The sequence below is a fragment of the Kitasatospora sp. NPDC090091 genome, assembly GCF_044747365.1.
Classification (GTDB): Bacteria; Actinomycetota; Actinomycetes; order Streptomycetales; family Streptomycetaceae; genus Kitasatospora.
The window spans coordinates 32,175-53,114 of the sequence record NZ_JBIVDY010000026.1 but is presented as its reverse complement, the minus strand read 5'-3'; the positions used below and the strand labels follow the sequence as shown (position 1 = coordinate 53,114).

The 20,940-nt window shown below is 71.8% G+C and carries 25 protein-coding genes; 4 read left to right on the top strand and 21 right to left on the bottom strand.

The genetic code is table 11. The features are described 5' to 3' along the window. Positions 1-70 precede the first annotated feature (70 nt). The 4 genes from ACIPSC_RS33035 to ACIPSC_RS33020 all read left to right on the top strand — a co-directional run bounded on the left by ACIPSC_RS33035 (position 71) and on the right by ACIPSC_RS33020 (position 2,617). A complete protein-coding gene (locus ACIPSC_RS33035; RefSeq protein ID WP_400831591.1) occupies positions 71-862 on the top strand; it encodes a hypothetical protein in 792 nt (263 codons plus the stop codon). A gap of 228 nt (positions 863-1,090) precedes the next feature. Then, positions 1,091-1,366: a hypothetical protein gene (locus ACIPSC_RS33030; RefSeq protein WP_400831588.1), complete on the top strand. Its 276-nt coding sequence runs from the start codon at positions 1,091-1,093 to the stop codon at positions 1,364-1,366. 193 nt (positions 1,367-1,559) lie between these two features. Then, positions 1,560-1,850 (top strand): hypothetical protein, encoded by a 291-nt coding sequence (locus ACIPSC_RS33025; protein ID WP_400831584.1) that lies wholly within the window; start codon positions 1,560-1,562, stop codon positions 1,848-1,850. 167 nt (positions 1,851-2,017) lie between these two features. Then, positions 2,018-2,617 carry a hypothetical protein gene (locus tag ACIPSC_RS33020; protein WP_400831580.1) on the top strand — a complete coding sequence of 200 codons (600 nt, stop codon included), beginning with the start codon at positions 2,018-2,020 and terminating at the stop codon, positions 2,615-2,617. A gap of 74 nt (positions 2,618-2,691) precedes the next feature. Here ACIPSC_RS33020 and ACIPSC_RS33015 read toward each other — a convergent pair whose 3' ends face one another. From ACIPSC_RS33015 to ACIPSC_RS32915, 21 genes are all read right to left on the bottom strand, one after another. Further along, positions 2,692-3,507: an NRDE family protein gene (locus ACIPSC_RS33015; protein ID WP_400831577.1), complete on the bottom strand. Its 816-nt coding sequence runs from the start codon at positions 3,505-3,507 to the stop codon at positions 2,692-2,694. Positions 3,508-3,517: 10 nt separating this feature from the next. Further along, on the bottom strand, positions 3,518-4,057 hold the full coding sequence (locus tag ACIPSC_RS33010; protein ID WP_400831575.1) for an NUDIX domain-containing protein: 540 nt from the start codon (positions 4,055-4,057) through the stop codon (positions 3,518-3,520). Further along, positions 4,054-4,566 carry an NUDIX domain-containing protein gene (locus ACIPSC_RS33005; protein WP_400831573.1) on the bottom strand — a complete coding sequence of 171 codons (513 nt, stop codon included), beginning with the start codon at positions 4,564-4,566 and terminating at the stop codon, positions 4,054-4,056. The genes ACIPSC_RS33010 and ACIPSC_RS33005 overlap by 4 nt, the downstream gene beginning before the upstream one ends. Positions 4,567-4,580: 14 nt before the next feature. Beyond that, the gene (locus ACIPSC_RS33000) at positions 4,581-5,321 is read right to left on the bottom strand and encodes an aldo/keto reductase (protein WP_400831571.1); all 741 of its coding nucleotides are present in this window, start codon (positions 5,319-5,321) and stop codon (positions 4,581-4,583) included. Further along, positions 5,318-5,917 carry an AAA family ATPase gene (locus ACIPSC_RS32995; RefSeq protein WP_400831569.1) on the bottom strand — a complete coding sequence of 200 codons (600 nt, stop codon included), beginning with the start codon at positions 5,915-5,917 and terminating at the stop codon, positions 5,318-5,320. Before ACIPSC_RS32995 ends, ACIPSC_RS33000 begins: the two co-directional genes overlap by 4 nt. Beyond that, positions 5,914-6,528 carry an exonuclease domain-containing protein gene (locus tag ACIPSC_RS32990; RefSeq protein WP_400831566.1) on the bottom strand — a complete coding sequence of 205 codons (615 nt, stop codon included), beginning with the start codon at positions 6,526-6,528 and terminating at the stop codon, positions 5,914-5,916. The genes ACIPSC_RS32995 and ACIPSC_RS32990 overlap by 4 nt, the downstream gene beginning before the upstream one ends. Positions 6,529-6,539: 11 nt before the next feature. Then, the gene (locus tag ACIPSC_RS32985; RefSeq protein WP_400831564.1) at positions 6,540-7,715 is read right to left on the bottom strand and encodes a radical SAM protein; all 1,176 of its coding nucleotides are present in this window, start codon (positions 7,713-7,715) and stop codon (positions 6,540-6,542) included. After that, entirely contained in the window at positions 7,712-8,248 is a 537-nt protein-coding gene (locus ACIPSC_RS32980; RefSeq protein ID WP_400831561.1) for a nucleoside-diphosphate kinase, read from the bottom strand. Before ACIPSC_RS32980 ends, ACIPSC_RS32985 begins: the two co-directional genes overlap by 4 nt. Next, positions 8,245-9,270, bottom strand: a complete 1,026-nt coding sequence (locus ACIPSC_RS32975; protein WP_400831559.1) for a thymidylate synthase — start codon at positions 9,268-9,270, stop codon at positions 8,245-8,247. Before ACIPSC_RS32975 ends, ACIPSC_RS32980 begins: the two co-directional genes overlap by 4 nt. Before the next feature lie 472 nt (positions 9,271-9,742). Beyond that, positions 9,743-10,228 (bottom strand): NUDIX domain-containing protein, encoded by a 486-nt coding sequence (locus ACIPSC_RS32970; protein ID WP_400831557.1) that lies wholly within the window; start codon positions 10,226-10,228, stop codon positions 9,743-9,745. Between the two features lie 7 nt (positions 10,229-10,235). Continuing rightward, entirely contained in the window at positions 10,236-10,862 is a 627-nt protein-coding gene (tmk, locus tag ACIPSC_RS32965) for a dTMP kinase (RefSeq protein WP_400831554.1), read from the bottom strand. Next, positions 10,859-12,361, bottom strand: a complete 1,503-nt coding sequence (locus ACIPSC_RS32960) for a B12-binding domain-containing radical SAM protein (RefSeq protein WP_400831552.1) — start codon at positions 12,359-12,361, stop codon at positions 10,859-10,861. The genes tmk and ACIPSC_RS32960 overlap by 4 nt, the downstream gene beginning before the upstream one ends. After that, a complete protein-coding gene (locus ACIPSC_RS32955; protein ID WP_400831550.1) occupies positions 12,315-13,166 on the bottom strand; it encodes a hypothetical protein in 852 nt (283 codons plus the stop codon). The genes ACIPSC_RS32960 and ACIPSC_RS32955 overlap by 47 nt, the downstream gene beginning before the upstream one ends. Positions 13,167-13,299: 133 nt before the next feature. Then, positions 13,300-14,250 carry a Scr1 family TA system antitoxin-like transcriptional regulator gene (locus ACIPSC_RS32950; protein ID WP_400831548.1) on the bottom strand — a complete coding sequence of 317 codons (951 nt, stop codon included), beginning with the start codon at positions 14,248-14,250 and terminating at the stop codon, positions 13,300-13,302. A 217-nt stretch (positions 14,251-14,467) separates the two neighbouring features. Beyond that, positions 14,468-15,430 (bottom strand): hypothetical protein, encoded by a 963-nt coding sequence (locus ACIPSC_RS32945; RefSeq protein ID WP_400831545.1) that lies wholly within the window; start codon positions 15,428-15,430, stop codon positions 14,468-14,470. Between the two features lie 293 nt (positions 15,431-15,723). Further along, a complete protein-coding gene (locus tag ACIPSC_RS32940; protein ID WP_400831543.1) occupies positions 15,724-16,350 on the bottom strand; it encodes a hypothetical protein in 627 nt (208 codons plus the stop codon). A gap of 39 nt (positions 16,351-16,389) precedes the next feature. Then, the gene (locus ACIPSC_RS32935; protein ID WP_400831539.1) at positions 16,390-16,830 is read right to left on the bottom strand and encodes a hypothetical protein; all 441 of its coding nucleotides are present in this window, start codon (positions 16,828-16,830) and stop codon (positions 16,390-16,392) included. 19 nt (positions 16,831-16,849) lie between these two features. Beyond that, a complete protein-coding gene (locus ACIPSC_RS32930) occupies positions 16,850-17,050 on the bottom strand; it encodes a hypothetical protein (protein ID WP_400831537.1) in 201 nt (66 codons plus the stop codon). Continuing rightward, positions 17,050-17,454 (bottom strand): hypothetical protein, encoded by a 405-nt coding sequence (locus ACIPSC_RS32925; RefSeq protein WP_400831535.1) that lies wholly within the window; start codon positions 17,452-17,454, stop codon positions 17,050-17,052. Before ACIPSC_RS32925 ends, ACIPSC_RS32930 begins: the two co-directional genes overlap by 1 nt. A gap of 340 nt (positions 17,455-17,794) precedes the next feature. Beyond that, positions 17,795-18,979, bottom strand: coding sequence for a helix-turn-helix domain-containing protein (locus ACIPSC_RS32920; RefSeq protein ID WP_400831533.1), 1,185 nt, complete (start codon positions 18,977-18,979; stop codon positions 17,795-17,797). A gap of 109 nt (positions 18,980-19,088) precedes the next feature. Beyond that, on the bottom strand, positions 19,089-20,882 hold the full coding sequence (locus tag ACIPSC_RS32915; protein WP_400831531.1) for a hypothetical protein: 1,794 nt from the start codon (positions 20,880-20,882) through the stop codon (positions 19,089-19,091). Between the last annotated feature and the right edge of the window lie 58 nt (positions 20,883-20,940).

Sequence of the window (20,940 nt, the reverse complement as noted above, 5' to 3'; positions counted from 1 at the left end):
ACCCAGCCACGACCCGGCCCCGCACCCACGCCGACCACCCCGTGGCCCAGCCTGTGACACCCTGTGGCACATGACCAGCACCCTCGACCCGCACCACGTCCTCGCCCACTGGCTCCTCACCAAGCCCTACGGCGAAGAGACCCGCGGCGACTACGAGCGCGAGGTCACCCGCTGGATCCAGCACACCGGCCCCAACATCTGGAGCAGCACCGGCCGCCAGGTCCGCGACTGGGTGAACGCCCCCGACCGGCCCCGCACCGAGGCCTGGCGGATCAGCGTCCTGCGCGGCTTCTACCAGCACGCCCAGGAACTCGACCGCACCATCGCCAACCCGGTCCCCAGGGGGCTGCGGCCCGCCGTCGACGGCCTGCCCGCCGGCCGCCCCGCGCTCACCCGCGCCGAGTCCACCCTCTACATCAGCGCCCTGGACAGCTACAACGGCCTGATGCCCGAACGGGCCCGCGCGCTCGGCTACCTCGTCCTCGGCCGAGGCCTGCGCGCCCACCAGGCCGTCGCCCTCGACATCACCGACATCATCCGCGAGCAGCACCGCACCACCGCACGCGTCACCCTCAAAGGCGGCGGCACCGAGATCCAGGAACTCCCGCCACCGGTCGCTTTCGCCGTCGACAGCTACCTGCCCCACCGCCGGACCGCCGCCCCCGACAGCAGCCCCGAAGCCGGCCCGCTGCTCACCAGCGGCCGCGGCCGCCGCCTCGACAGCTACAACAGTCCCCGCGAGCTACTGCGCACCGTCGCCGCCGCCTACACCCCCGCCCCCGGCGTGTTCCCCCTCGCCCACCTCGCCCACACCCTCACCGCCGACGGCCTCGCCGCCAGCCCCAACCCCTTCCTCGGGTAGGCCGCACGCGAACGGGCCGCCGGGTCATCGAGGACCAGCTGCAGAACTGACCACTTCTCCGATGCCAGCCAGCGACGCGGCGGTGGTCCGGGTGTGAGCCGAGGCCGGTGTTCTGGGTGCTCCAGCCACAAGCCCAACAACTTGGCCTGATCTAAAGGCTGTTGCAACTCTGAGGCAAGGCAGCATGGCCACAGAACGCTCCTCGCCAAACCAACACGGGAGTTGCACATGAAGAAGACAGTCGTCACAGCGCTGGCAGGACTTGCGATCACGCTCGGGGGAGTCGCCGTTTCGGCTCCTTCGGCCGCTGCCGCGCCCGCTTCGGCTTCGGCTTCACAGACCTACGACGTTGGGTACTACAACATCTGGGACTGCAATGCCCAGGGCCAGTACCTCCAGGCCTACTACGGCTCCCAGGGCTACCAGGTCAGGTACACGTGCATTTACGTGAACGGCTTCCCGCCGTACGCGGTGTACCTCCTGCGGGTGACCCTCTCCTACTAAAGAGCGTTCGCCAGCGCAGGTCGTCTGATGCGTGAGTGGCGGGGGGCGCGGGGAACCGACCGCCCCCCGCGAGAACCGCGTCAGCACTCTCGCGCCGACCGGACCATGATCGTTCTCGCCGGGATTTCCTGTACTCCAACTACTCAGACCTGGTCGGCACGACGTTGTGGGTGGCAGCTGCCATCCTGCGGCCATGGACAGCACCGTCGCGTTCAACACGATCACCAATGCCCTCGGCCCGCGCGCGGGCGAGCCGTCCCCTGCAACGCTAACCGCCGTGCTGCGCGGCGCTGAGGCCGCCAGCACCGGGCCCCTGCGGGACATGTGGGGGTTCGCGGCCGCGGCCGCCGAGGCAGCCGGCGGTGACACGGTCAGCCGCCGCGGTCGCGAATTGTGGGCCACCGCTGCCGATTACGCCCGAAGGGCGGCCGACCTCGAGATCCACACTCCGACAGGCGAGACGGTAGGGGCGGGGCGTAGCTAGGTTCGGCGTGCCCCGAACCGCCGACGGCAGGACTTCCCGTGCGACTCGTCCTCACCACCGCTGACCTCCTGCAGCTTGCTCAGACTCCCGTGGAGCGTGCAGCCGCCACGTGCCTGCGGCTCGGGCGCCGGGGCTGGGCCCTCGGGCCACGTGAGCCGGACGGCTTGGTGGCGATCGATGCCGAGGTGCTGCACGAGCGCCTGGCTGCCGGCGACACCTTCGACGAGCTGCTCATCGCCAACGGCTCGTGGCAGGTGGCCGGCGCCACCGCTGGCCGACACCTCCAGGTCGTCACCGGCCCGCACTACACGTGGCAGCAGGCCTGCGTTGTTGACCTTGCCGCGGCGCAGCGGGTGACCGGCCCGGGTGTCGAGCTGTTCGTCACCCGCTGCGGGCTCTACCTGTCCACGGACCGGCAGGGGGAGCTGTCCGATGTCGGCGGCCTTGAGGCCGCTCGGCTGGTCTACCGTCTCCCGGCGTTGCGCGAGGAGGGGTTGCCGCCCACGCTGCTCGCCGCTCGGCACGCGCGCCGGCTGGTTGAGTCGCTGGCTACCCCGGCCGATGCCGGTGTCGAGCGGGCTCGGGCCGGTGCCCGGGCGGCTGCGGTCGTCACGGAACTGCTGCGGCACACCGTTGGGGCGGACGTGCGGGCACAGCGTGGCATCGCCGCCCAGCTGCTCGTCGATCAGCTCGGGTCGCAGGCCGCGGCCCGGACCGACCTGGGGATCGGGAGGTCGACGCTGTCAGAGCTGTTGTCCGGTCGGTAGGGGCGGTTGCGGATGCGGAGATGGCGGTGGTGCGCATCTCCACGAGGGCGAGGTTCGGATCCTCGCATTCGGCCTCAGGGGGTGGGGTCAGCGTCGATGGAAACCGGCTCCAGAGCGATCCGCGGCAAAGGACCAGAGCCCGAGATGGTGCCGAAGTCCCAGCGTGCCCCCTCGGGTGCGAGGGCAACCATGGAGAGCGACCCGGAGGCCCAGACCCGTCCACTCGGCGACACCAGGCGGCGTATCAGGGCCGCCGGGTCGTCCGGCGGTAGCCCGTCGCCGCGCGCGATCGGCAGCCACTCGCCCCACGCGGCGTCCGGCAGCTCGTCCGCCGGCTCGGGGCGGGCAACCGCTTGGAGGCGCGCCCGGAAGTGCGCCGCCCGGGCGGCCATCGTCGCGCGGATGTGCGGCGGGCAGGGCTGAGTGCCCGTCCTGCCCGCCACACCGTCGTTGAGCACGACGCTCAGACCGGAGGGCAGCTCTTGCTCTTCCAGGCGGCTGCCGCTCCAGCTGGCCACCCGCACCCCGGAGGGCCTGGCGACGACCAGGTGGAACGGATCGAAGCGCTCCAGCTGGAGATCGGCGACCGGTCGGCCGCTGACGGCGATGAGCGGCAGCCCACCGCGGGAGAGCCGCTCCTGCGGGGGCGCGGTGTGGCCGATGCCGTTGAGCAGGCAGGCCGCCACCGGCTCGGCACTGGGCACGGTGCCGGGGGCGACGGCAAGCCAGGTCCCGCCCGCGTCCAGGTCCAGGCCGCCGGTGACATTGGGCTGGTCCGGCCAGTGGCGGCCGGGCGGCAGCCACCTGCGGTCGGTGTACTCGTCCCGGACGGCGAGCAGGAACACCGGCACCGGCGAGCCGGGGTCGATGCTGACGAACGTCGTACACACCACGGTCCCCCTACTGCTCTCGGCCGCCCTCCAGGTGGCGGGCTGCCATCAAGACCCCCAGCGAGGCGCCCGACAGAGTCAGCCGGCCATCGCAGGCCGCCTCGACCGCCTCCAGGAGGTCCCACCACTCCAGGGTCATGCCGACCTCCGAGCTGCTCAGCTGCTGCTCACCCAGGGTGAGGCCGCGGGCGAGGAAGAAGTGCAGCCGGGCAGTGTTTCGGGTCATCAGGGCGACGCTGCCCAGCGCTGTCCAGTTCCGGGCGGTGAGCCCGGCCTCTTCGCGGAGCTCCCGCCTTCCGGCGTCCTCGGGGCTCTCGCCGGGCTCAACGGTCCCTCCCGGCGGGGTGACGACCTCGCCGTGGAGGTACGTAACGGAGCGGACCATGCCGACCCGTCCGCGGTCGTCCACGGGGACGATCAGGGCGCCGTCCGGCTGCTCGGTGACCCACACCTCCCCCGGCTGCCCGTCCGGCCGCGTGACCTGGTCCAGGTGGACGGCCATGCGGGGCGCGGTGAACACCGTCTCGCGGTCGTGCTGCTGCCAGCTCACATCGGCCTGCCGCAGTGCAGAACGACCTGGCGCCCGGTCGCGAACGCGGTGACCAGCGCGGTCAGGCGCGCATGCATAGTGGCCGACACCTCGTCCTCCCAGGCGGCGAGCGACAGGAACCGGTGCTCGTCGTGCTCCTCGGACAGGGTGACCGCGTCGGCCTGCCCCCGGGTGAGGGGCCCGGTGGAGAAGAAGTACGTCGAGACGGGCGGCCAGCCCTCGGCCGGCGACAGGAAGTCCACGCCGACCGGGCAGAGCGGGCCGTCGAGCCGCAGGCCGGTCTCCTCCAGGACTTCCCGCCGCGCAGCCTGCTCGGGGGCCTCGCCGGCTTCGAGGAGGCCGCCCGGTGCCCACCAGCGCTGTGGCCAGCCCTTGGCGGCCCGGCCCGCGCTGAAGGAGTCGTGCAGGAGCAGCAGTTTCCCGTCCGGGTCGAAGAGCAGCACTCCGCAGCCGTGCAGGGCACGGGGCAGTGTCTCGACGAACTCCTCGCGGGGCATCCAGGTCTTCATCGCCGGCCTGCCGCTCAGGCCGCGCGCGCGAAGAGCGCGCGCAGGTGGGCTCGGTCTGCGGTGCCGGGGATCGGCGCCACCAGCGGGCCGAGTGCCAGCAGCCACCGCAGTGCCGCCGCTGGATCGGGCAGCAGGCCGGCGTTCAGCGGCCGGTACGGCACGTACGGGATGTCGTTGGCCAGGCAGTACTCGAGTGCCGGGTCGTCCGGCTCGGCGGCGTTCAGGCAGTTCTGCACGGCGGCGACCGTGACCAGGCCGGCGGCCTCGCGGATCTGCTCGGGGGTCACCTTGGACAGGCCGATGGCGGCGATCTTGCCCTCGGTGCGCAGATCCTCCAGCTCGCCGACCTGGTCGGCCAGCGGCACCGCGGGGTCCACCCGGTGGAGGTAGCACAGGTCGATCCGCTCGGTTCCCAGGCGGCGCAGGGACGCCTCGGCGGCGGCGCGCAGGTATTCGGGGCGGCCCAGCGGGCGCCAGACGTTCGGTGCGGGCCGCACCATGCCGACCTTCGTGGCCAGCAGCAGCTGCTCGGGGTAGGGGTGCAGTGCGCGGCGGATCAGCTCTTCGACGGTGTGCGGTCCGTAGGCGTCGGCGGTGTCGATGTGCAGGATGCCGAGGTCGTGAACGGCTTCGCGCAGCAGCGCGGCGGCGCCAACCATGTCGGCCGGCTCGCCCCAGGTGCCGGGGCCGGTCAGGCGCATGGTGCCCAGGCCCAGCCGGGGGACCTTCTTGCCCGCGATGGTGATCGTGTTCACGCGGCGGCCTCCCAGGCGGCGGTGATCGTCTTGACCGCTGCGTCGACGGCGGTGGCGTGCCCGTGGCTGGGCACCGGGATGTGCGGTACGGCGTAGGCGGCGAGGGCCTGGTGGAGCTGCTGGTCGACGGCCTCGCGGAAGCCGGTGTCCGTCCAGTCGGGGTCCTTGCCCGGGTGCTCGGCCAGCGGCAGCGCCGGGTCGAGGAGGGTGGCGAGGAATGCCGGCGGGTGGGGGCAGGCCAGCTGTGCAAGGGCGGTCAGGCGGGACAGTGCCTCGGGGTCGGGGTGCTCGTCCCGGTGCTGGACCGCGGCCAGGTAGTAGGCGAGGGCGTCGTAGGGGGTGCGGTCCACGATCACGACGTCCGCGGTGAGCTCGGCCTCCAGGGCGGCGTTGGAGGTGGCGTTGATGATCCAGGTAGTGGACTGGGCGGTGTGCCTGGTCATCTTCGGGAGGCCGAGCTCGGCGGCCCGCTTGGCGAAGCCGCCGGTGCGGGCGACGGTGATGCCGGTGGCGCGCAGCTCCATCTCGATGCGGCGGGCGAGGGTGGTCTTGCCGGTCGAGTGCGTGCCGGCGATGTAGAGGCGAAGCGGTGTCACCACAGTGTTTGTTCCTCGGACTTGGGTGGGGCGGGCAAGGGGGCGCCGGGCATCCCGGGCGGGACCGCGGCTTCGAGCAGCGCGTCCCAGGTGTCGTAGTGCCCGGCGAGGGCGATCAGCAGCAGTGCGGTCGCGTGGGCGTCGTAGGCGGCCCGGTGGCGCTGGCCGGGAATGGGCTCCAGGTCGATGGCGGTCAGCTCGATCAGCGCGTCGAGGCTGTACCTGCCGGCCTTCGGGTAGGTCGCGCGGGCGAGCCGCAGAGTGTCCAGCACCCCGGCGGGCTTCCAGTGGGGCATGTGGCGCAGCAGCACGCCGTAGTCCACGTGGGCGTTGTGCGCGGCGATCCACACGCCCTCCAGGGAGGCGTGGATCTGGGGGCCGACCTGTTCCCAGGTCGGCGCCTGGGCGACGTCCTGGTCGCGGATGCCGTGCACCCGGCGGGCGAACGGGGTGATCGGGTGGGGCGGGCGGATCAGGGTGGAGCGCGTGGACGACGGCACCGGGCTCCCGCCGATCACGGGCATCGCGGCGACCTCCACCAGGTCCGGCGGCTGTGCGCCGTTGCCTTCGACGTCCACGACGAAGACTCGGGGCCAGGTGCCGTAGTCCATCGCGGTCTCCTCTACTTCGGGTCGGTCCAGCCGATCTCGGCCCGGCCGTGCCGACGGGGGCGGTGCGGCTTGTCACGGTCGTGGACCTGGTAGCCGAAGCCGTGCTGCATGTAGTAGCGCGGCGGCTCGCTCAAGCCCTCGACGATGATGGCGCGTTCGTCCACCTCAACGTCGCCGGTTGCCCCGAGAGCACGGGCGGCTTCGGTGGCCTCCTCCAGGCTGGGCGCCTGCCAGGCGTCGCGGCACAGGCCCAGCTGCGCCACCGGACAGATGTCGCACAGCTCCCGGATGCCGTAGTGGCCGTTGTAGTCGGCCACCTTGTGGGCGTAGGCGACGCCGCAGCTCGTCTTGCGGAACAGGGGTCCGTAGGGCTCGCCCTGGTCGTCGGGCCGGCGGAAAGCGGCGAGGATCCGCTGCTCGGACTCCTCCGGCATGATCTTGCGGCGGGCGATGTCGTCGTACGGCATCGGCAGGCCGTGGTCCGCGTAGTACGCGGCGATCTCCTTGCGGAAGAACAGCCCGGTGAACACCGTCGCGTCGGCGTGCCGCGACAGCTCCAGGGCCCGCTGGATGTGCTCGTCGGAGTCGTTGAGGCCCGGCACGATCGGCCGCCAGTACAGCACCGTGCGGTAGCGCTCGGCGTGCCGGTGGAGCGTCTGCAGGCTGGCGGCGGCGATGGCCGAGTCCACGGGCTCGATGCCCGGGTGGTCGATCCCGGAGTGGGTGACCAGCACGGTAAGCCGGATGTTGCGGTAGGAGTTCAGGACCGCGCAGTCCTCAGGGTCGACGCGCCACCTGGTGATGACCAGCACGTGATTGGTCAGGCCCTGCTCGTCCAGCAGCCGCAGCGTGTTGAACGTGTGCGGCTTGACGACCGGCAGCATCGGGTCGGTCGCCCGGTTGAAGATCTGGACCGGCGTGCGGTGGGGCCGGAAGTACTTGTGCCCGGTCAGCAGCGCCACTGCATCCTCGTCGCTCATCAGAGCGCGGGGCGTCTTCAGCTCGAAGTTGTCGAACAGGTGACGCACGCAGTACCCGCAGTCCAGCGGGCAGCCGACGATGTGGTTCAGCGACAGCCCGGACTTGCGGTACTCGATGACCTCGGCGAGCTCGGGCTTGAGCCCCGCGATCTGCCCGGCGTTCAGCAGGGGCAGCGGGCGCCGGGCCCTCGGGGTGGCGGTCGTCATCGGTGATCCTCCTTGATCTCCAGTAACTGGTGCTGGCCGGCCCCGAACCACGTCCCGAAGTCCCGGCGCGCGGCGCGCGCGTGGTCGGAGGTGTGGATCAGGTTCTCCACCAGGCGCTGCTGCGCCCGGGCGGCCGTGAGAGTGTCGGTGCCCAGGTCCGCGCGGATGGTTCCCGGCTCGGCCTGGCGGGGGTCGAAGTGCCCGAGCAGGCCGCGCAGCCTCTCGGGGAGGCCCGGGGCGCCGTAGGCGAGCGCCACCTCCACCGACTGCCCCACGTAGGCGGTGCGCAGGCAGAGAGGCACGTCCACCTCGAAGCGGTCCCGTGTGACCAGCAGGTCCCAGTAGTGGACGAAGATCTGCCAGTCCTCCACGACGACCTGCTGCCGGTGGACGATCCGCGCGGCCGGCTCCAGCCGGGCCAGCACCTGATCGGTCAGGCCTCGGCGCACGCAGTCCGGCTTGAGGAGCACCACGCTCCAGCGGGACCAGTCCACCCCCCTCAGCGGGTTCTGCTGCCCGGCCTGCCGGGTCATGCGCTCTCCCCGGCCGCAACGCGGGCCGGCCAGCGGCGCTCGAACTGCCAGCGGGCACCCGGCTCCAGCGCGCCCAGCAGGCCCTGGTCGACCGGGTCAGCCGGGCAGTTGACCACCTGGCGGTGCGCCTCGAAGAGCAGCAGCACCCGCTGCCAGTACCGCGGCAGGTCGAGTTCGGCGACGTCCCCGGGGGTGTACTGCACCCGGTTGGTGCGCAGCAGCTCCTCGTGCTCCAGGACGGTCCGAATGTGCTCCCAGGTGGTGCCGGCGGGCATCACCGGGGCCGCGAAGCGGGGCATCGTGTCGGGGGCCGTTGCCGCCGCCTCGTCCAGCACCTTGCCTGCGCGCTGAAGGTCCCGAAGGCCGACGTGCATCGAGCCGACGTGGTGGATGTAGGAGCCCAGGCGCAGCCCGAGCAGGGCGGCGGCGAACTCCTGGATCAGGGTGAAGCTGTAGACGTCGCAGACCATGCCGCGGTTGGCGTCGTTGGCGCGCATGTAGGTGACCATGTGCAGGTGGCCGTCGCGGGCCAGCAGGTGGAGGCCGACCAGGCACGGCAGGTCGGGGTGGCCGATCTCATCCAGGTCCCGGGCCTCGAATACCGGCAGGTAGGCCCGCTTGCTGTCCTTCTCGGCCTTCAGCAGCTCCAGCGCCTGGTCGAAGGCGGAAGGCGCACCGTCCGTCCGGGGAGCGAATATCCGCGCGCCGTAGGACGAGCCGTCGATGGTGACGCCGTTGCGTGAGTCGGCCCGGCGGCGGTTCGCGTAGTGCCCGATCAGGTCGAGGTTCCGCATGCCGCCGAGGTACCAGAGCGCTTCCGCGTGGTGGTAGACCGGGTTGACCGGCCGGCTCGTCAGGTACAGGGCCCGCTGGCGGGGGTCGGTGAGCCGGAAGGCTGCGCCGATGATCTCGTGGCTGTCGTTGCCCCGAGCGGTGTTGACGTACTCGTAGGTCTCGGTGACGTGCCGCAGGACGGCGGCGTAGGCGTCCTGGAACGTGGGGAACACGGCGGGTGCGATCACACTGAACTCCACATCTTTGGTAGGGCCCGGGAACGGGTTGTTCACCGGGTTCGGCCGGAAGGGGTCGAAGCGGCGGCGTTGGTCACCATGCGCAGGCTGGTGTCGGGGGTGGGTGCGCGAGTTCGGCGAGGAGTCCGGTCACGCCGTGGAGGAGCTGCACCCCGGCCTCGTCAGACAGCCGCGTCTGCCCGTCGTGTCCTTCGCCGGTCCCGGCCCGCGGTGGCCCGCGCCAAGGTCGGGTTCGTCTTCGAGGGAGGCCGCCTCGCCGGTCCGCGGCTCGACGGCCTTGTCCTCCAGGCCAGGGAGCACAGCGAGTGGCAGGTTCAACCGTGGGCCGGCTGGCGGTCGCTGATGACCGGGGCCGGGCACGCCCGGCTTCGCCAGGTCGACGCGCCCGGCACTGCGCGGCCACCGGCCTGCTGTTCTGAAGCCTCTGGTGGCCGGAGAGCAGCGTCCCCGGCCACCACGGCCGTCAGGCTGTCGGCCAGTTGTGCAGCGCCAGGCCGCCCGGCTCGGTCAGGGCTCCCCGGATGCCGGCGGCGGGGTAGGGGATCAGGTCCTCGGGAAGCTCGTGCTCGGTGAACCATCGCAGGTCCAGGCACTTGGCCGGTTCCCGGTTCTCGGGCTCGCCCTCCCATACGGTGGCGACGAAGAACAGGCCGAGGCGCTGCACGCTCGGGCTCTGGTAGTGGCTGACGGTGTAGGCCAGCCGGAGGTGGTCGGGGTCGACGACGAGTCCGGTCTCCTCCTCCAGCTCGCGGGCGGCCCCGACCGCCGGCAGCTCGCCCGGTTCGAGCTTGCCGCTGGGGGCGTGCCACTGGCCGTAGCCGTAGGGGCCGCCGCGCTGGGACAGCAGCATCTTGCCGTCCTCGGTGCGCACGATCACGTGCGTGTCCACGACCGGCGGCGCGATGGCCGGCGTCGTCGCGGTGTCGTTGGTGGTGGTGCTGGTGGTCATGGTCTCTCTAACTGCCGTACGGGGTTTGGGTGTTGATCGTCCGGATGGGGACCGCTGCCAGCATGGACTGTGCGATCTCCTCCGGGGTCAGGTGGGTGGTGTCCACGGTGTGGATCCGGTAGCCGAGCTCGGCCAGCACCGGCGCCGCCTCGTGGTAGAGCTGCAGCTCGCGGGCGGTGGCGGCGGCGTCCAGCTCGAAGCGGTGCCGGGTGCCGCGGTGGGCCAGGCGGCGCTGCACGGTGTCCACGTCCGCGGTGAGGATCACCGAGAGGTCGGGTACGTCCGCGTCGGCATTGATGGCGAGCAGGAAGTCGAGGTCGACGCCGTCGGCGCGCTGCAGGACCAGCGTGGAGGGCAGGTAGCGGTCGCAGAGCACGATGTTGCCCGCTGCACGGTGCGGCCGGATCTCGGTGTCGAGCTGGTGGAGGCGGTCGGCGGCGACGGCCAGGGCCAGGGCGCGACCGCGCATCGTCGCGGCCACCTCGCGCACGGCCTGGCCGAACGGGGTGGTGGAGGGGCCGGTGGCGGTGTGCACGGTATGGCCGGCCGCCTGCAGAGCGCGGCGGGTGGCGGCGACGGTGGTGGACTTGCCCAGGCCGCTGGGGCCGTCGATGGTGATCAGCAGGCCGCTCATGCCGTCGCCGCCTTCGCGGTCGCGGTGCGGTCGTGCTGTTCACGGGAGATGTCGCCCAGCCAGTCGTAGAGCTGCGAGAGGGGCACCTCGCCGAACTGCTGGCCGGTGGCGAAGTTGAACTCGTCGCGCCCGCGCATCGCTTCGTCGGCGCCGTGCCCGGTCAGGTCGACGTCCTGGTAGGTCTGCATCGCCTCGGGGTCCCAGCCCTCTTCCACGAGCGTGTTGAAGATCGGGGAGCCGGGGTAGGGGCGGAAGGTGAACGCGGAGGCCCGGAAGGTGCCCTCCAGGCGGTCGGAGAGCTCCCACAGCTCACGGATGTGCCGCAGGGTGTCCACCGCATCCCCGCGGGTCTCGCCGGGGTAGCCGAGGATGAAGTAGCCCTTCACCCGGATTCCGCGTTCCATCAACCGGCGGGCGACGCTCAGCGTCATCTCGGGGGTGATGCGCTTGTCCATCGCCTTCAGGATCTGGGCCGAGCCGGACTCGATGCCGAGCGCAACCTCCCGCAGGCCGTTGGTGCGCAGCTGGTCGAGGACGGTGTCGTCCTCGTGGTCGAGGATGTTGATGCGGCCGGTGGCGTCCCAGACGTAGCGCTCGCCGATGCGGGCGTCGCTGAAGGCCTTCAGGGAGGTGTGGATGATGCGGCGGGTGCCGAGGAAGAGGTCGTCGACGGCGCGGAAGGCGGTGCAGCCGTAGTCGGCGTGGAGCTGGTCCATCTCGTCGATGATGTTCCGCGGGTGGCGGGCGCGGATCTTCACGTCGGGGTTCATGGAGGCGGCGGCGCCGCAGAACGTGCACTCGTAGGGGCAGCCCCTGCTGCAGACCAGGTTCGCCTCCATGCGGCCGTCGCCGGCGCGGTAGGGGTCCTGGGGCAGGAAGCGGCGGTCCAGGGTGAGGGCGTTGATGTCCGGGGACAGCCAGCGGGTGGTGGGGCCCTGCGGGATGCCGACCGCGGTGGTTCCGAGTAACTGGTCTCGCCACATGACCTGGGGTAGTTCGTTGCGGCGCCGTACGTCGGCGAGCAGCGCGGCGACCCGGGTCTCTCCTTCGCCGACCACCAGGGCCTCCAGGCGGGCGAAGCGCGGGTCCGTGAGGACGCGGTCCGGGTCGGCCTGGGCGTGGTGGCCGCCGACCATGACCAGCGTTGCGGGGTCGAGGGCGGCGGCGATGCGCGCGGAGACCTCGTAGGTGGGGGCGAGGAGGTTGAACGCGGCCCAGCGCGGCCGGAGGGTGTTGACGATGGCGGCGGTGCGGGCGATGCCCAGGCCATGGGCTTCGGCGTCCAGGATGCCGACGTTGAAGCCCTGCTGCGCGGCGTAGGTGGCGATGTAGGCCATGCCGAGGACGGGCAGGGTGTAGTCGTTGACCCGCGGGCGCAGGTCGTAGTCGCGCAGCGGGGCGTTGACGAACAGGCAGTCGAGGACGCGGTGCGGGTCCGCGCCAGCGACGAGGTCACGGTCGGTGCTGGTCGTGTCCTCCGAGCTGATCTGTACGGGCATGAGCCCCCCAGGTGAGTGTCGACAGGGTGAGGGTGTGCAGGTGGCGGCCGTTGCCGGCCAGGTGGTGCCAGTGCGCGCCGAACAGGGCCTCGGTGGTCTTCGGCTTGTCGGCGGTAGGCCAGGGGTGGTCGGGGGCGATCCGGGCGGCCCAGGTGCGGACCGCGAGATCGGCGTGCGGGTAGACGGCGAAGTCGCCGGTGTAGTCGGCGGCCGCCGCCGCGGCCGTCCACGGGCCGATCCGTTCGACGGCGAGCAGAGCGTTCACCAGGGCGGCCGGGGCGAGCTGGCGCCAGGTGTCGGCGTGCTCCAGGTAGGCGGCGGCCGCGGCGCGCAGCGCGGTGCGGTGGAACTTGGTGCCCACCGTGGCGAACTGCTCGTCCGCCAGGTCGAGAACCTCCGCGGGACCGGGGGCGATGTGCACCGGCCCGTAGGGGCCGTTGAGCGGGGTGCCGTAGGTGGCGCACCAGGTGCGGTAGAGCTTGCGGGCCTGGTCGGCGCGGACCACCTGGCGCAGGATCGCGGTGGTGATCGCGTCCCACAGCCAAGGGTTCGCCACTCGCCGGCTCGGGCCGAGAGCGCGCAGGCCGGTGCTGAGCGCGGCGGGGACCGTGGCCGGCAGGTCGGCTGGATCGGTGACCACCGCGGTGGGCTTGTCGTCCTCGGCGCCGTCCACGCACGCCAGGTCGAGCCCGTCAGGTCCGAACCTGGCCAGCCACATGCCGTGCGGGGTGCGCAGCGGGCGCAGCAGGGTGGCGTCGGGCTGTTCCTGCCAGGCGGGGTGATCGGTGGTCAGGATGGTGCTCATGGGTTTGGCTCCTTGCCTCGGGACGTGGGTGGTCCAGCCTCCCAGAGCTCCGGGGGGTGGCGGGGCCGGTTCAGCCGTTGATCACGCCTTGGGTGGCCAGGTGCGTAGTGATGGTGGCAAGTTCGAGGGGCCTTCACGGCCACCGGCGGGGCAGGGTGCCGGCCGCGGCGCGCTCCAGCAGACGTGCGCTCGCCTCCGGGTCCAGGGACCGTTCCAGGGCGAACCGCAGACCGGAGTGGACGCCGTCCGCGTAGTCGGCCTTCGAGTCCCCCAGCTCGGCCGTCAGGGTCCGCCCTTGCGTGGTGAGCTCGGCCATGTCGGCAAGCAGGATCGCCCCGCTGTTCGCAGGCACCACCCGCACGCGCAGCCGCGTGGTTGCCCCGAGGTCGACGAGGTGGCGCATCTGGTCGGCGTGGGCACGCGGCCCGGCCTGCGGCCGGTACAGCAGGTTCTCGTCCAGCAGGACGACCGTTTCCTGGCCGCTCTCCCGCCGGATCCGCTTGTCGAAGGCCTCCGCACGTGCGGCGGCGACGGCCGCCCGCCACACCCCCGCCATCGCAGAGTCCTTGAGCAGATCGTCCCGGTACAGCCGGCACGGCTGGCAGCCGCCCGTCGGCTGGGCCATCAGCGCCGGCAGGCCGAGCGGGACACTCGGCGCGTGCAGCTCCAGCCACACAGCCCGCTCCATGCCGATGGTGCGCAGCGGGGCGGGGATGGAGGTGACGCCGGCGAGCAGGAGCGCGTCGGCGCGCTGCTCGAGGAGCTGGTAGCGGTGTGTCCAGCCCGCTCCGTCGTCCGGGAAGCGGCTGTTGTGACGGTCGATCCCGTCGACGGCCTGGTGGAAGTCGGCGACGGCGACCAGGCCGGCGCCGTAGGCGTGCAGGAAGGCGGCCAGGCGGTTGTTCGCTGCGGCGTCGCGCAGCGCCGGGCTGCTCCCCGCTTCCATCAGGTTGATGGTGTCGACGCCGGGTGCCGGGTCGGGCAGGCGGGCGGCGACGGACGCGGGGGTGAGGTCCTGGCACTCGCGCAGGTGGCGCAGGTGGGTGCCGAGGACGAGGTTGCCCACGTGGGTGGCGGCGGTCATGTGCACACCGTTCCGGTCGGTTGGTCGGCAGGGTGGTTCGGGGACGAGGGGGTTCTCGCCCCCGGTGGTGGTGCGCGCGGCGGCCGGCCCGCCCAATGTCTCCCCAGAACATCGGGAGGAGGCCGGGCCGCCGCGGCACGGTACGTGGCCCGACGGATCGCGTCCGGCCGCGTACCGCGTCCCGCTCCGGGCCGTGGGCCGGTTTGGAGCGGGAAGCTCAGCTACACGGGGGTCTCGCGGCGCGCCGGGCTGCATCCTCGCGCAGCCCGGTGTTCAGGCGTGTGACGTCCAGGTCGGCGGTCACCGGCAGGTGGACGGCGCACTTGCGCAGGTCGGGGTCGTCACTTGTGATCACCCCGAGGACGGCGGGCAGCAGGGCTGTGGCGAGGTGGAGACGGTGGAGGCGTTCCAGCGGCCGGTCGCCGCTACGGTGGCCGGTGGTCGGACCGGGCGGGCGGGCCTCGGGGGCGCAGGCGGGGTCCGGCAGGCCACCGTTCGTCAGCACGCGGTCGGGGCGGTCGTCCCCGAACCATGTGTTCTTGCCGACTGGGTAGGAACGGTGGCACCCCAGCACCGGGTCGGTGATCTCTCGGACGATCGTGCCCTGGCCGATGGGTGCGCAGTGCCAGTTACCGGCGGCGAGGACGCTCTCTCGCTGGGCGAGCGCGGTCAGCCAGAGCGCTTCGTCCAGGCGCCGCGGTCCGGACCAGGAGCAGGCGTCCACGGAGAGGATGCGCAGCAGCGGACGTTCGCGGCCGCTGCCCTGTGCCCGCAGCCGCACCGCGACCGGCGTGGCGAACGGCCACGGCTGGGCGAGGGGCAAGGGATCGGCGCCGACGACCAGCGGGCCGTCATCCGCGACGGCTACCGCGCTGCACACCCCGTCGATCTCGCCCGCCCGGGTGTAGAGGTGCATGGCCAGGGCCTCGTGCAGGCGCGCGACGTGCTGGGTGGGCAGGCCCTGGAGCAGGACAAGGTCGGCGCCCTGGTCGGCGATCCAGTCGGCCGCCGACCACACGTCGGCGCCCTCCAGGTCCCAGGAGAGGACGCACAGCGGCGGTTCCGGACGCTCGGGCCGGTCCTCGTCGGGACTGGCCTGCGGTGCCGGTGGCCGGCCTCCGGTGACGCGCGGGCGTCGCCGTGCGGTTTTGCGGCTGTCCAGGATGCTCGTACTCGTCATCCCCGTTCGGTCCTTCTCGTCGTCGGCGTGGTGCTTCGGGTGGTGGGGCCCGGGCTCCGCTTCCAGAGGCCGGGCCCCACCGGGTGCCGCCGCCCGTCAACGGGGGCGTGTCGGGCGGTGGCTGGGACGGGTCCGCTGCGCCGTTGTCGGCGCTACGGTGCCCGCGGTGGCGGCGAGCCCGGCGCGCGAGGAGGATGGCGTGCTGCCCTGCCGCTCTGCCCCGCCCCGGAAGGGGCGGGCGTTGATACCTCGGGATGGCCGCCAGCCTGCCGCTGCCGGCCGCCCCGAGGGGCTCAGGACGCTCTTCGTGAGGCGGCGATGAACTGCGCGGCCGCCTCGGGCCGTGGTGCGCCCGGCTGGGCAGGCGCGGGGGTGGACTCGTGGTGCGAGAGGCTGTCGAAGTAGGCGTAGGCCGAGTGAGTAGCCGCCAGCACCTGCTCCCCGTGCCACAGGTCGCCGCTGCCGTCCGGTTTCACCAGCCAGGTCGGCGCGAGGTCCTCCGGGCTCACGTGCTCGCCGGGTAGGGGCAGTGTGCGGCGCCGGGGCAGGGCGCGGCCGGGGGCGGGACACGGCAGTACGCCTGTCTGCTGCAGCATGCCGACGCTGTTGTGCGCGGGCATGCTCCCGGGGATGAGGAAGAAGTCCGTCGTGCCGAGGGCCACGGTGTGTAGGACCGGTGCGGTGCGCGGCCCGTTCTGAAGGATGGCGTAGCCGATCGACGCGGATACCCGCAGCACCTCGAAGCGCCCGAGCGGGATCCCGGCCAGCCGGCCGGCCGTCCATGCGTCCAGGCAGGACTGCGGGTCGGCATGCAGCTCGGCGAGCCAGCGCATCCCCGCAGGGTTGCCCGGGGGCAGGGCGGGCGGCGTCAGTGGCTGGAGCAACACGGGCGCAGGACGGTGCTCGGGCGGGGCGTACACGCGAAGGTTCCTCTCGTGGATCGGGATTGGTTGCGCAGTTCAGGCGAGGGTGTACGGCCTGGGCAGGCGTGGCCACCGCCGGCGTCGGCGCGCCGGTGCGGGTAGGTGGACGGTCGCCCAGTACCGGGTGCCGCGGGCGCCGGTCTCGATCCCGGTCTCGACGGCGTAGATCGCGAGGACCCTCGGGAAGCGACCTGCAGACCCGGCGTCGGCCGTCCGATGGGGTGGGAACGTTGTCGCTCCGGCGAACACCTCGACGGCCAGCTCGTGGCCGCTCAGGACCAGGCGCACGATGACGAGCTGCCCCAGGTGAGGGCCGTGCAGCGCGGTCGCGAAGGTGTTACTGACGATGACGCCCACCATGTCCGCGGCGGCGCCGTCCAGGCGTACGCCCCAGGTCTGCAGCTCCCGCATCACCCGCGCCCGCAGGCCCGGCGCTTGCCTGGCACTCGCGACCACCAACAGCTCCACCTGCGGCATCGGCCCCACCTCCCCGGCTTCAGTCGGCGTGCTTGTTGATCCACGCGGCCAGGCCGCTGATCGTCTTGGCCGGGCACAGCCCGATCTTCACCATCGGCACCGGGCGCGGCCCTACGGGCCAGGGGTACTCCTCCACCGTCGGCAGCCTGAACCCGATTCGGGCGAGGGCGGCGTCAAGTGCAGCCGCGGCCTCCCGGCCCTCCCGCTGACCGTCGCTCATCAGGCCGCCTTCGCGGTCGGTGCCGACGGAGCCGGGCCGATCAGGTGGTGCGGGCCGTACCGGCCGCCGTCCACGAAGAGCACGAAGGTGCAGTGGTCGGCGGCCCAGGCGGTGAGGGTGGCGTAGGCCGCCGCGTCCGGTGCCACGTCGTCCAACCTGCTCGCCACGATCCCGCGGGTCATGCCGATCTCCGCCTGCTTCAGCGCCGCGGCCCACCGCTGTGCATGGTCGAGGCGCGTACACCCTGGCGGCGCGCAGTCCCAGAACTCCCCGACCGGCTGCCAGCCACGCTTCTTCGCCAGGATCTCGCAGTCGGTCAGAGCCGGCGTTGGCTTTGACAGGCCGGTCGACAGGGCATAGAGCGAGGTCTTCACCGGCTTGAGAGAGAGTCTTGAGGTGCGCATGTCATTGCTCCACGGGAAGGCCGCCATGGCGAACGGGTCTCTGGTAGCGGGGTCGGTCGCTGGATTGGGCTCAGCGGGGAGCGTCATCCCCCTGCGCCGGCGCCGGCCGCGGGCCGGTGGGTCGCAGGGTGAAGCCGTGATGGCCGGCGGCCGCTTCGGCAAGAAGTCGACGTCGCTCCAGGTCCTGGCGCGTGCGCCGTATCGGCGCCGGTCCGCTCTTGTTGCGCAAGACAGCCATGATCACCTCGTAGCCAATCCGTTTCGGACAGTTACAAGTGTGCCCGCGCAAAAAGGCCGGAACTATCAAAGAAGTTTGATAGTCCGGCCTCTTGACTGTGCGTCACATACCAACCCAAGAAGCAAGGCTGGTCAGCTCGCGCGGAGGGTTTCGTCGCCCGTGCATCAACGCCCCGACGACGCTTCGAGCCACGGGGTGGTACCGCACCTGCTGCGGCGCCATCCGACGGGCCCTACGCAGGCTCGCCAGAGCACTGGCGCTGTCGCCGATCATCACCTGGGCCCGGGCAACCTCGGTGACGTGCGCGGCGTAGCGTGAGACCGGCCAGTGCGTCGGGATCTCAAGCTGTCCCGCGGCTTCGACCGCCTCCGGGTAGCGTTCGAGATCAGCCAGGATCGACACCTTGTGAACGCCACAGTTCGGAAGCCCGAACGACAGCCAGTGCACCTGCTCCGCAGGCCCGGTCAGGGCGGCGATCCGGGTTGCCTCGGCAATGTGGTCCAGGGCCCGGTCGCCGTCGCCGGAGCGGGCCGCCACCACAGCCGCGCCCAGGTGAAGCTGCCCTGCCACCACGTCCCGCTCTCGGCCGGGAGCGGCCTCCCCCAGGAGAGCTATGCTCGCCGCGATCAGCCGGCTGCCGGTTCGAATCCGACCGGAGCGGGTGTAGGCGAGCGTCCGGTAATACTGCCGCGTTGCGGCCAGCACCGGGTCGCTCGCCCGCTCGGATGCCCACTGCAGGCGGTCCAGCGCGATCATCGACAGATCGGGGTAGCCAAGCTTGCTGGTGACGTCGTAGGCCGTGCGGTACAGCGACGCCAGCACTCGCCACATGGAGTCGCTCGGCGCCAGGTAGGCCGCCGAGGTCACCTCGTCGATGAGCGCAGGCAGCTCGATGGCGACGCCCTTGATGTCCGTGTTGCGTACCCGGGCACAGAGCGCCTCGGCCGCTTGGTGGAGCTCGCTCAGCGGTCGGGGCCGGACCTCCTCGTCCGCCCCCAGGTCGTAGCCGTCCAGCGCATCACGAATGCCCTGGATCAGCGGGTCGATCTCGTCGGCTTCCAGCTCCGTGCGGTACGGCTGCCCGGTGAGGTCCGTCACCGGGACTCTCAGAGCGTGGGAGAGTGCCCCCAGCAGAGTCGGGGAGGCTGGCACCTTCCCCTGCTCGACCTTCGTGAGAAGGCTGTACGACGTCAGGGCGGCCGCCGCCAGTTCCTCCTGGGTCAGCCGACGCAACTTGCGGTAGTAGGCAATTCGCTTGCCAGCGTGCTCAAAGCTCTCTTCGGGCACTTGTCCACTCCGATCCTTGGTCCCGGGGGGACGGTACCCCAGAAAAGACCGCGCCAGAGCTGGGTAGTTGACAGGCAGACAGATGCGGGCCCGCTGCAACTCCGTGCCGCTAGTTGATCAGGCCCATGCGGCGGTGGCCGAACAGGTCTTCGGGCTCGTAGATGGCCATGAGCGCGCCGTCGGCGCGGTCCGGACTCGAGACCCCGCGGGCCTTCATGCTCTTCTTCGATTCGACCACCGAGGCGCCGCTCGAGTTGGTGGACAGGTTCGGCGAGGAGAGCTGAACCGCGCAGGCGTGATCGACGCGTAGGCGCAGCTTGCCGTTGCCGGTCGCCGGGTCAGGTTGAAGCAGCGCCCGCCCGGCCAGCCACATTTCGTCGCGCTTGCGGTACGGGCGCATCAGCTGCGCGGGGTCTTCTCGGTCCGGGTCGATGTTCTCGCTGACCATCACGCCGACGATCTCCGCGTCGTGCCGGCCTTCCTCGCCCCACCGTTCGAGCATGCTGGTGACGCCGTGCCCGAGGCCGTTGCGGTCGACCTTGACTCGGACCGGGGCCCGGCTGCCGAGCGCGGCCGCCAGACGCTGTGCCCGGAGGATCTCCTCCAGGGCCCGTTCGGCGACGTCGACCTGGTTGATGTTGATCTGGCCGCTGGATGCGTGCCGCTGCTCCAGGGCGTCGCCGACGACGCGGTAGATGGTGACCTCGTCGCCGCCGTCGGCTGCGACGTCGATGCCGAGGCGAACCCAGGAGCCGCGGCGAACCGTGTGGGTGGCGGTCTCGCCGACCAGGCCGAGTTGGTCGAGGCGTATCCAGTCCCGGCCGTCGGGGTCGTCGGAGTCCTGGGCGGCCTCGATCCAGGCGAGGGGGATGGCCTTGCTCGACCCGCCCTTCGGGAATCGGGCGTAGACCTTGGCCTGGACGTAGGGGTGGTCCTCGCCGTACTCGCGTACGGTCCGGCCGACCCAGTCCATGTTGGGCAGGTGTTCGGCGAGGGAGTGTGGGGCGCCGCCGGGCGGGCAGTCCCGGCAGTACGGGACGCGCTCCTTAGTGATGGCCGGCGAGTCAAGAACGCGGATCGGGATCGTTGCGGTGGTCGGTTCCTCGGGGTCGTCGCCTTCGTCGCAGAGCAGCTCGAACCACGAGCGGGGGTCGTCGGCCGGCGGGTTGCCGATGGCCAGCATCCGGGCATCGCCGGTCAGCAGGTTGTTCGTGCCGTTGCCGATGGTGCGGGCGATGCCGCCGGCCTCGTCGACGACGATGAGAAGCTTCGGGGTGCCGTGGATGCCCTGCATGGCTGCTTCGTCGTTCTCGGGTGCGGTGAAGCCGTACGCGACGACGACTGCGTTGCCCCAGGTGTCGGGGATCTTCCACTGGGTGGTGTCGCACCAGCCGGGCAGGCCACCGCGGGCGACGACCTTGCGGATGTGCGGCCAGAGTTGGTTTCGGACCTGCCGGAACCGCGTCGCGGTGGTGACGATGACCGCGGTGCCGGGCGGGTTGACGCAGCCCATCCACGCGACGAGCCGGCCAGCGAGCCAGGTCTTACCGACGCCGAAGCCGGCGGGGACGGCGGTGCGCTTGTAGCGGGCGACGGCGTCGAGAACGGCGCGTTGCTTGCTCCAGATCGTCTCGCCCAGGACGTCTTCGACGAACCCTGACGGACTGTCGTGCCACAGTCCGTACAGGGTGCCCTGTTCGCGACGGACCTCTCGGACGACGAAGCCGAGTTCTCGCGCGCTGAGGGTCTTGACGGCGGCGCGCCGTGCTGGGACCGGGGCGCGCAGCAGTAGGTCTGCGATGTTGGCGGCGTCCTTGGAGCGGACGCCCTGGCCGGCGGTACGGGCTGCTTCCGCCAGGACTTCGGCGGTGGCGGTGCGCAGCGGCGCGACGGTGGTCGACATGGCGGGCACTGTCGTCGCCGGCCGGGGCTTGTGTCCTACCGTCGGTGCAGCCGGAGCA

Excerpts from the sequence above, each read along its gene's own strand:
- ACIPSC_RS32935 (WP_400831539.1), bottom strand. The coding sequence starts at position 16,830 with ATGCCGCAGGTGGAGCTGTTGGTGGTCGCGAGTGCCAGGCAAGCGCCG.
- ACIPSC_RS33035 (WP_400831591.1), top strand. The coding sequence starts at position 71 with ATGACCAGCACCCTCGACCCGCACCACGTCCTCGCCCACTGGCTCCTC.
- ACIPSC_RS32925 (WP_400831535.1), bottom strand. The coding sequence starts at position 17,454 with ATGCGCACCTCAAGACTCTCTCTCAAGCCGGTGAAGACCTCGCTCTAT.
- ACIPSC_RS33030 (WP_400831588.1), top strand. The coding sequence starts at position 1,091 with ATGAAGAAGACAGTCGTCACAGCGCTGGCAGGACTTGCGATCACGCTC.
- ACIPSC_RS32970 (WP_400831557.1), bottom strand. The coding sequence starts at position 10,228 with ATGACCACCAGCACCACCACCAACGACACCGCGACGACGCCGGCCATC.
- tmk (WP_400831554.1), bottom strand. The coding sequence starts at position 10,862 with ATGAGCGGCCTGCTGATCACCATCGACGGCCCCAGCGGCCTGGGCAAG.
- ACIPSC_RS32990 (WP_400831566.1), bottom strand. The coding sequence starts at position 6,528 with ATGGACTACGGCACCTGGCCCCGAGTCTTCGTCGTGGACGTCGAAGGC.
- ACIPSC_RS32980 (WP_400831561.1), bottom strand. The coding sequence starts at position 8,248 with ATGACCCGGCAGGCCGGGCAGCAGAACCCGCTGAGGGGGGTGGACTGG.
- ACIPSC_RS32985 (WP_400831564.1), bottom strand. The coding sequence starts at position 7,715 with ATGACGACCGCCACCCCGAGGGCCCGGCGCCCGCTGCCCCTGCTGAAC.
- ACIPSC_RS32915 (WP_400831531.1), bottom strand. The coding sequence starts at position 20,882 with ATGTCGACCACCGTCGCGCCGCTGCGCACCGCCACCGCCGAAGTCCTG.
- ACIPSC_RS32930 (WP_400831537.1), bottom strand. The coding sequence starts at position 17,050 with ATGAGCGACGGTCAGCGGGAGGGCCGGGAGGCCGCGGCTGCACTTGAC.
- ACIPSC_RS32960 (WP_400831552.1), bottom strand. The coding sequence starts at position 12,361 with ATGCCCGTACAGATCAGCTCGGAGGACACGACCAGCACCGACCGTGAC.
- ACIPSC_RS32950 (WP_400831548.1), bottom strand. The coding sequence starts at position 14,250 with ATGACCGCCGCCACCCACGTGGGCAACCTCGTCCTCGGCACCCACCTG.
- ACIPSC_RS32955 (WP_400831550.1), bottom strand. The coding sequence starts at position 13,166 with ATGAGCACCATCCTGACCACCGATCACCCCGCCTGGCAGGAACAGCCC.
- ACIPSC_RS33025 (WP_400831584.1), top strand. The coding sequence starts at position 1,560 with ATGGACAGCACCGTCGCGTTCAACACGATCACCAATGCCCTCGGCCCG.
- ACIPSC_RS33005 (WP_400831573.1), bottom strand. The coding sequence starts at position 4,566 with ATGAAGACCTGGATGCCCCGCGAGGAGTTCGTCGAGACACTGCCCCGT.
- ACIPSC_RS32945 (WP_400831545.1), bottom strand. The coding sequence starts at position 15,430 with ATGACGAGTACGAGCATCCTGGACAGCCGCAAAACCGCACGGCGACGC.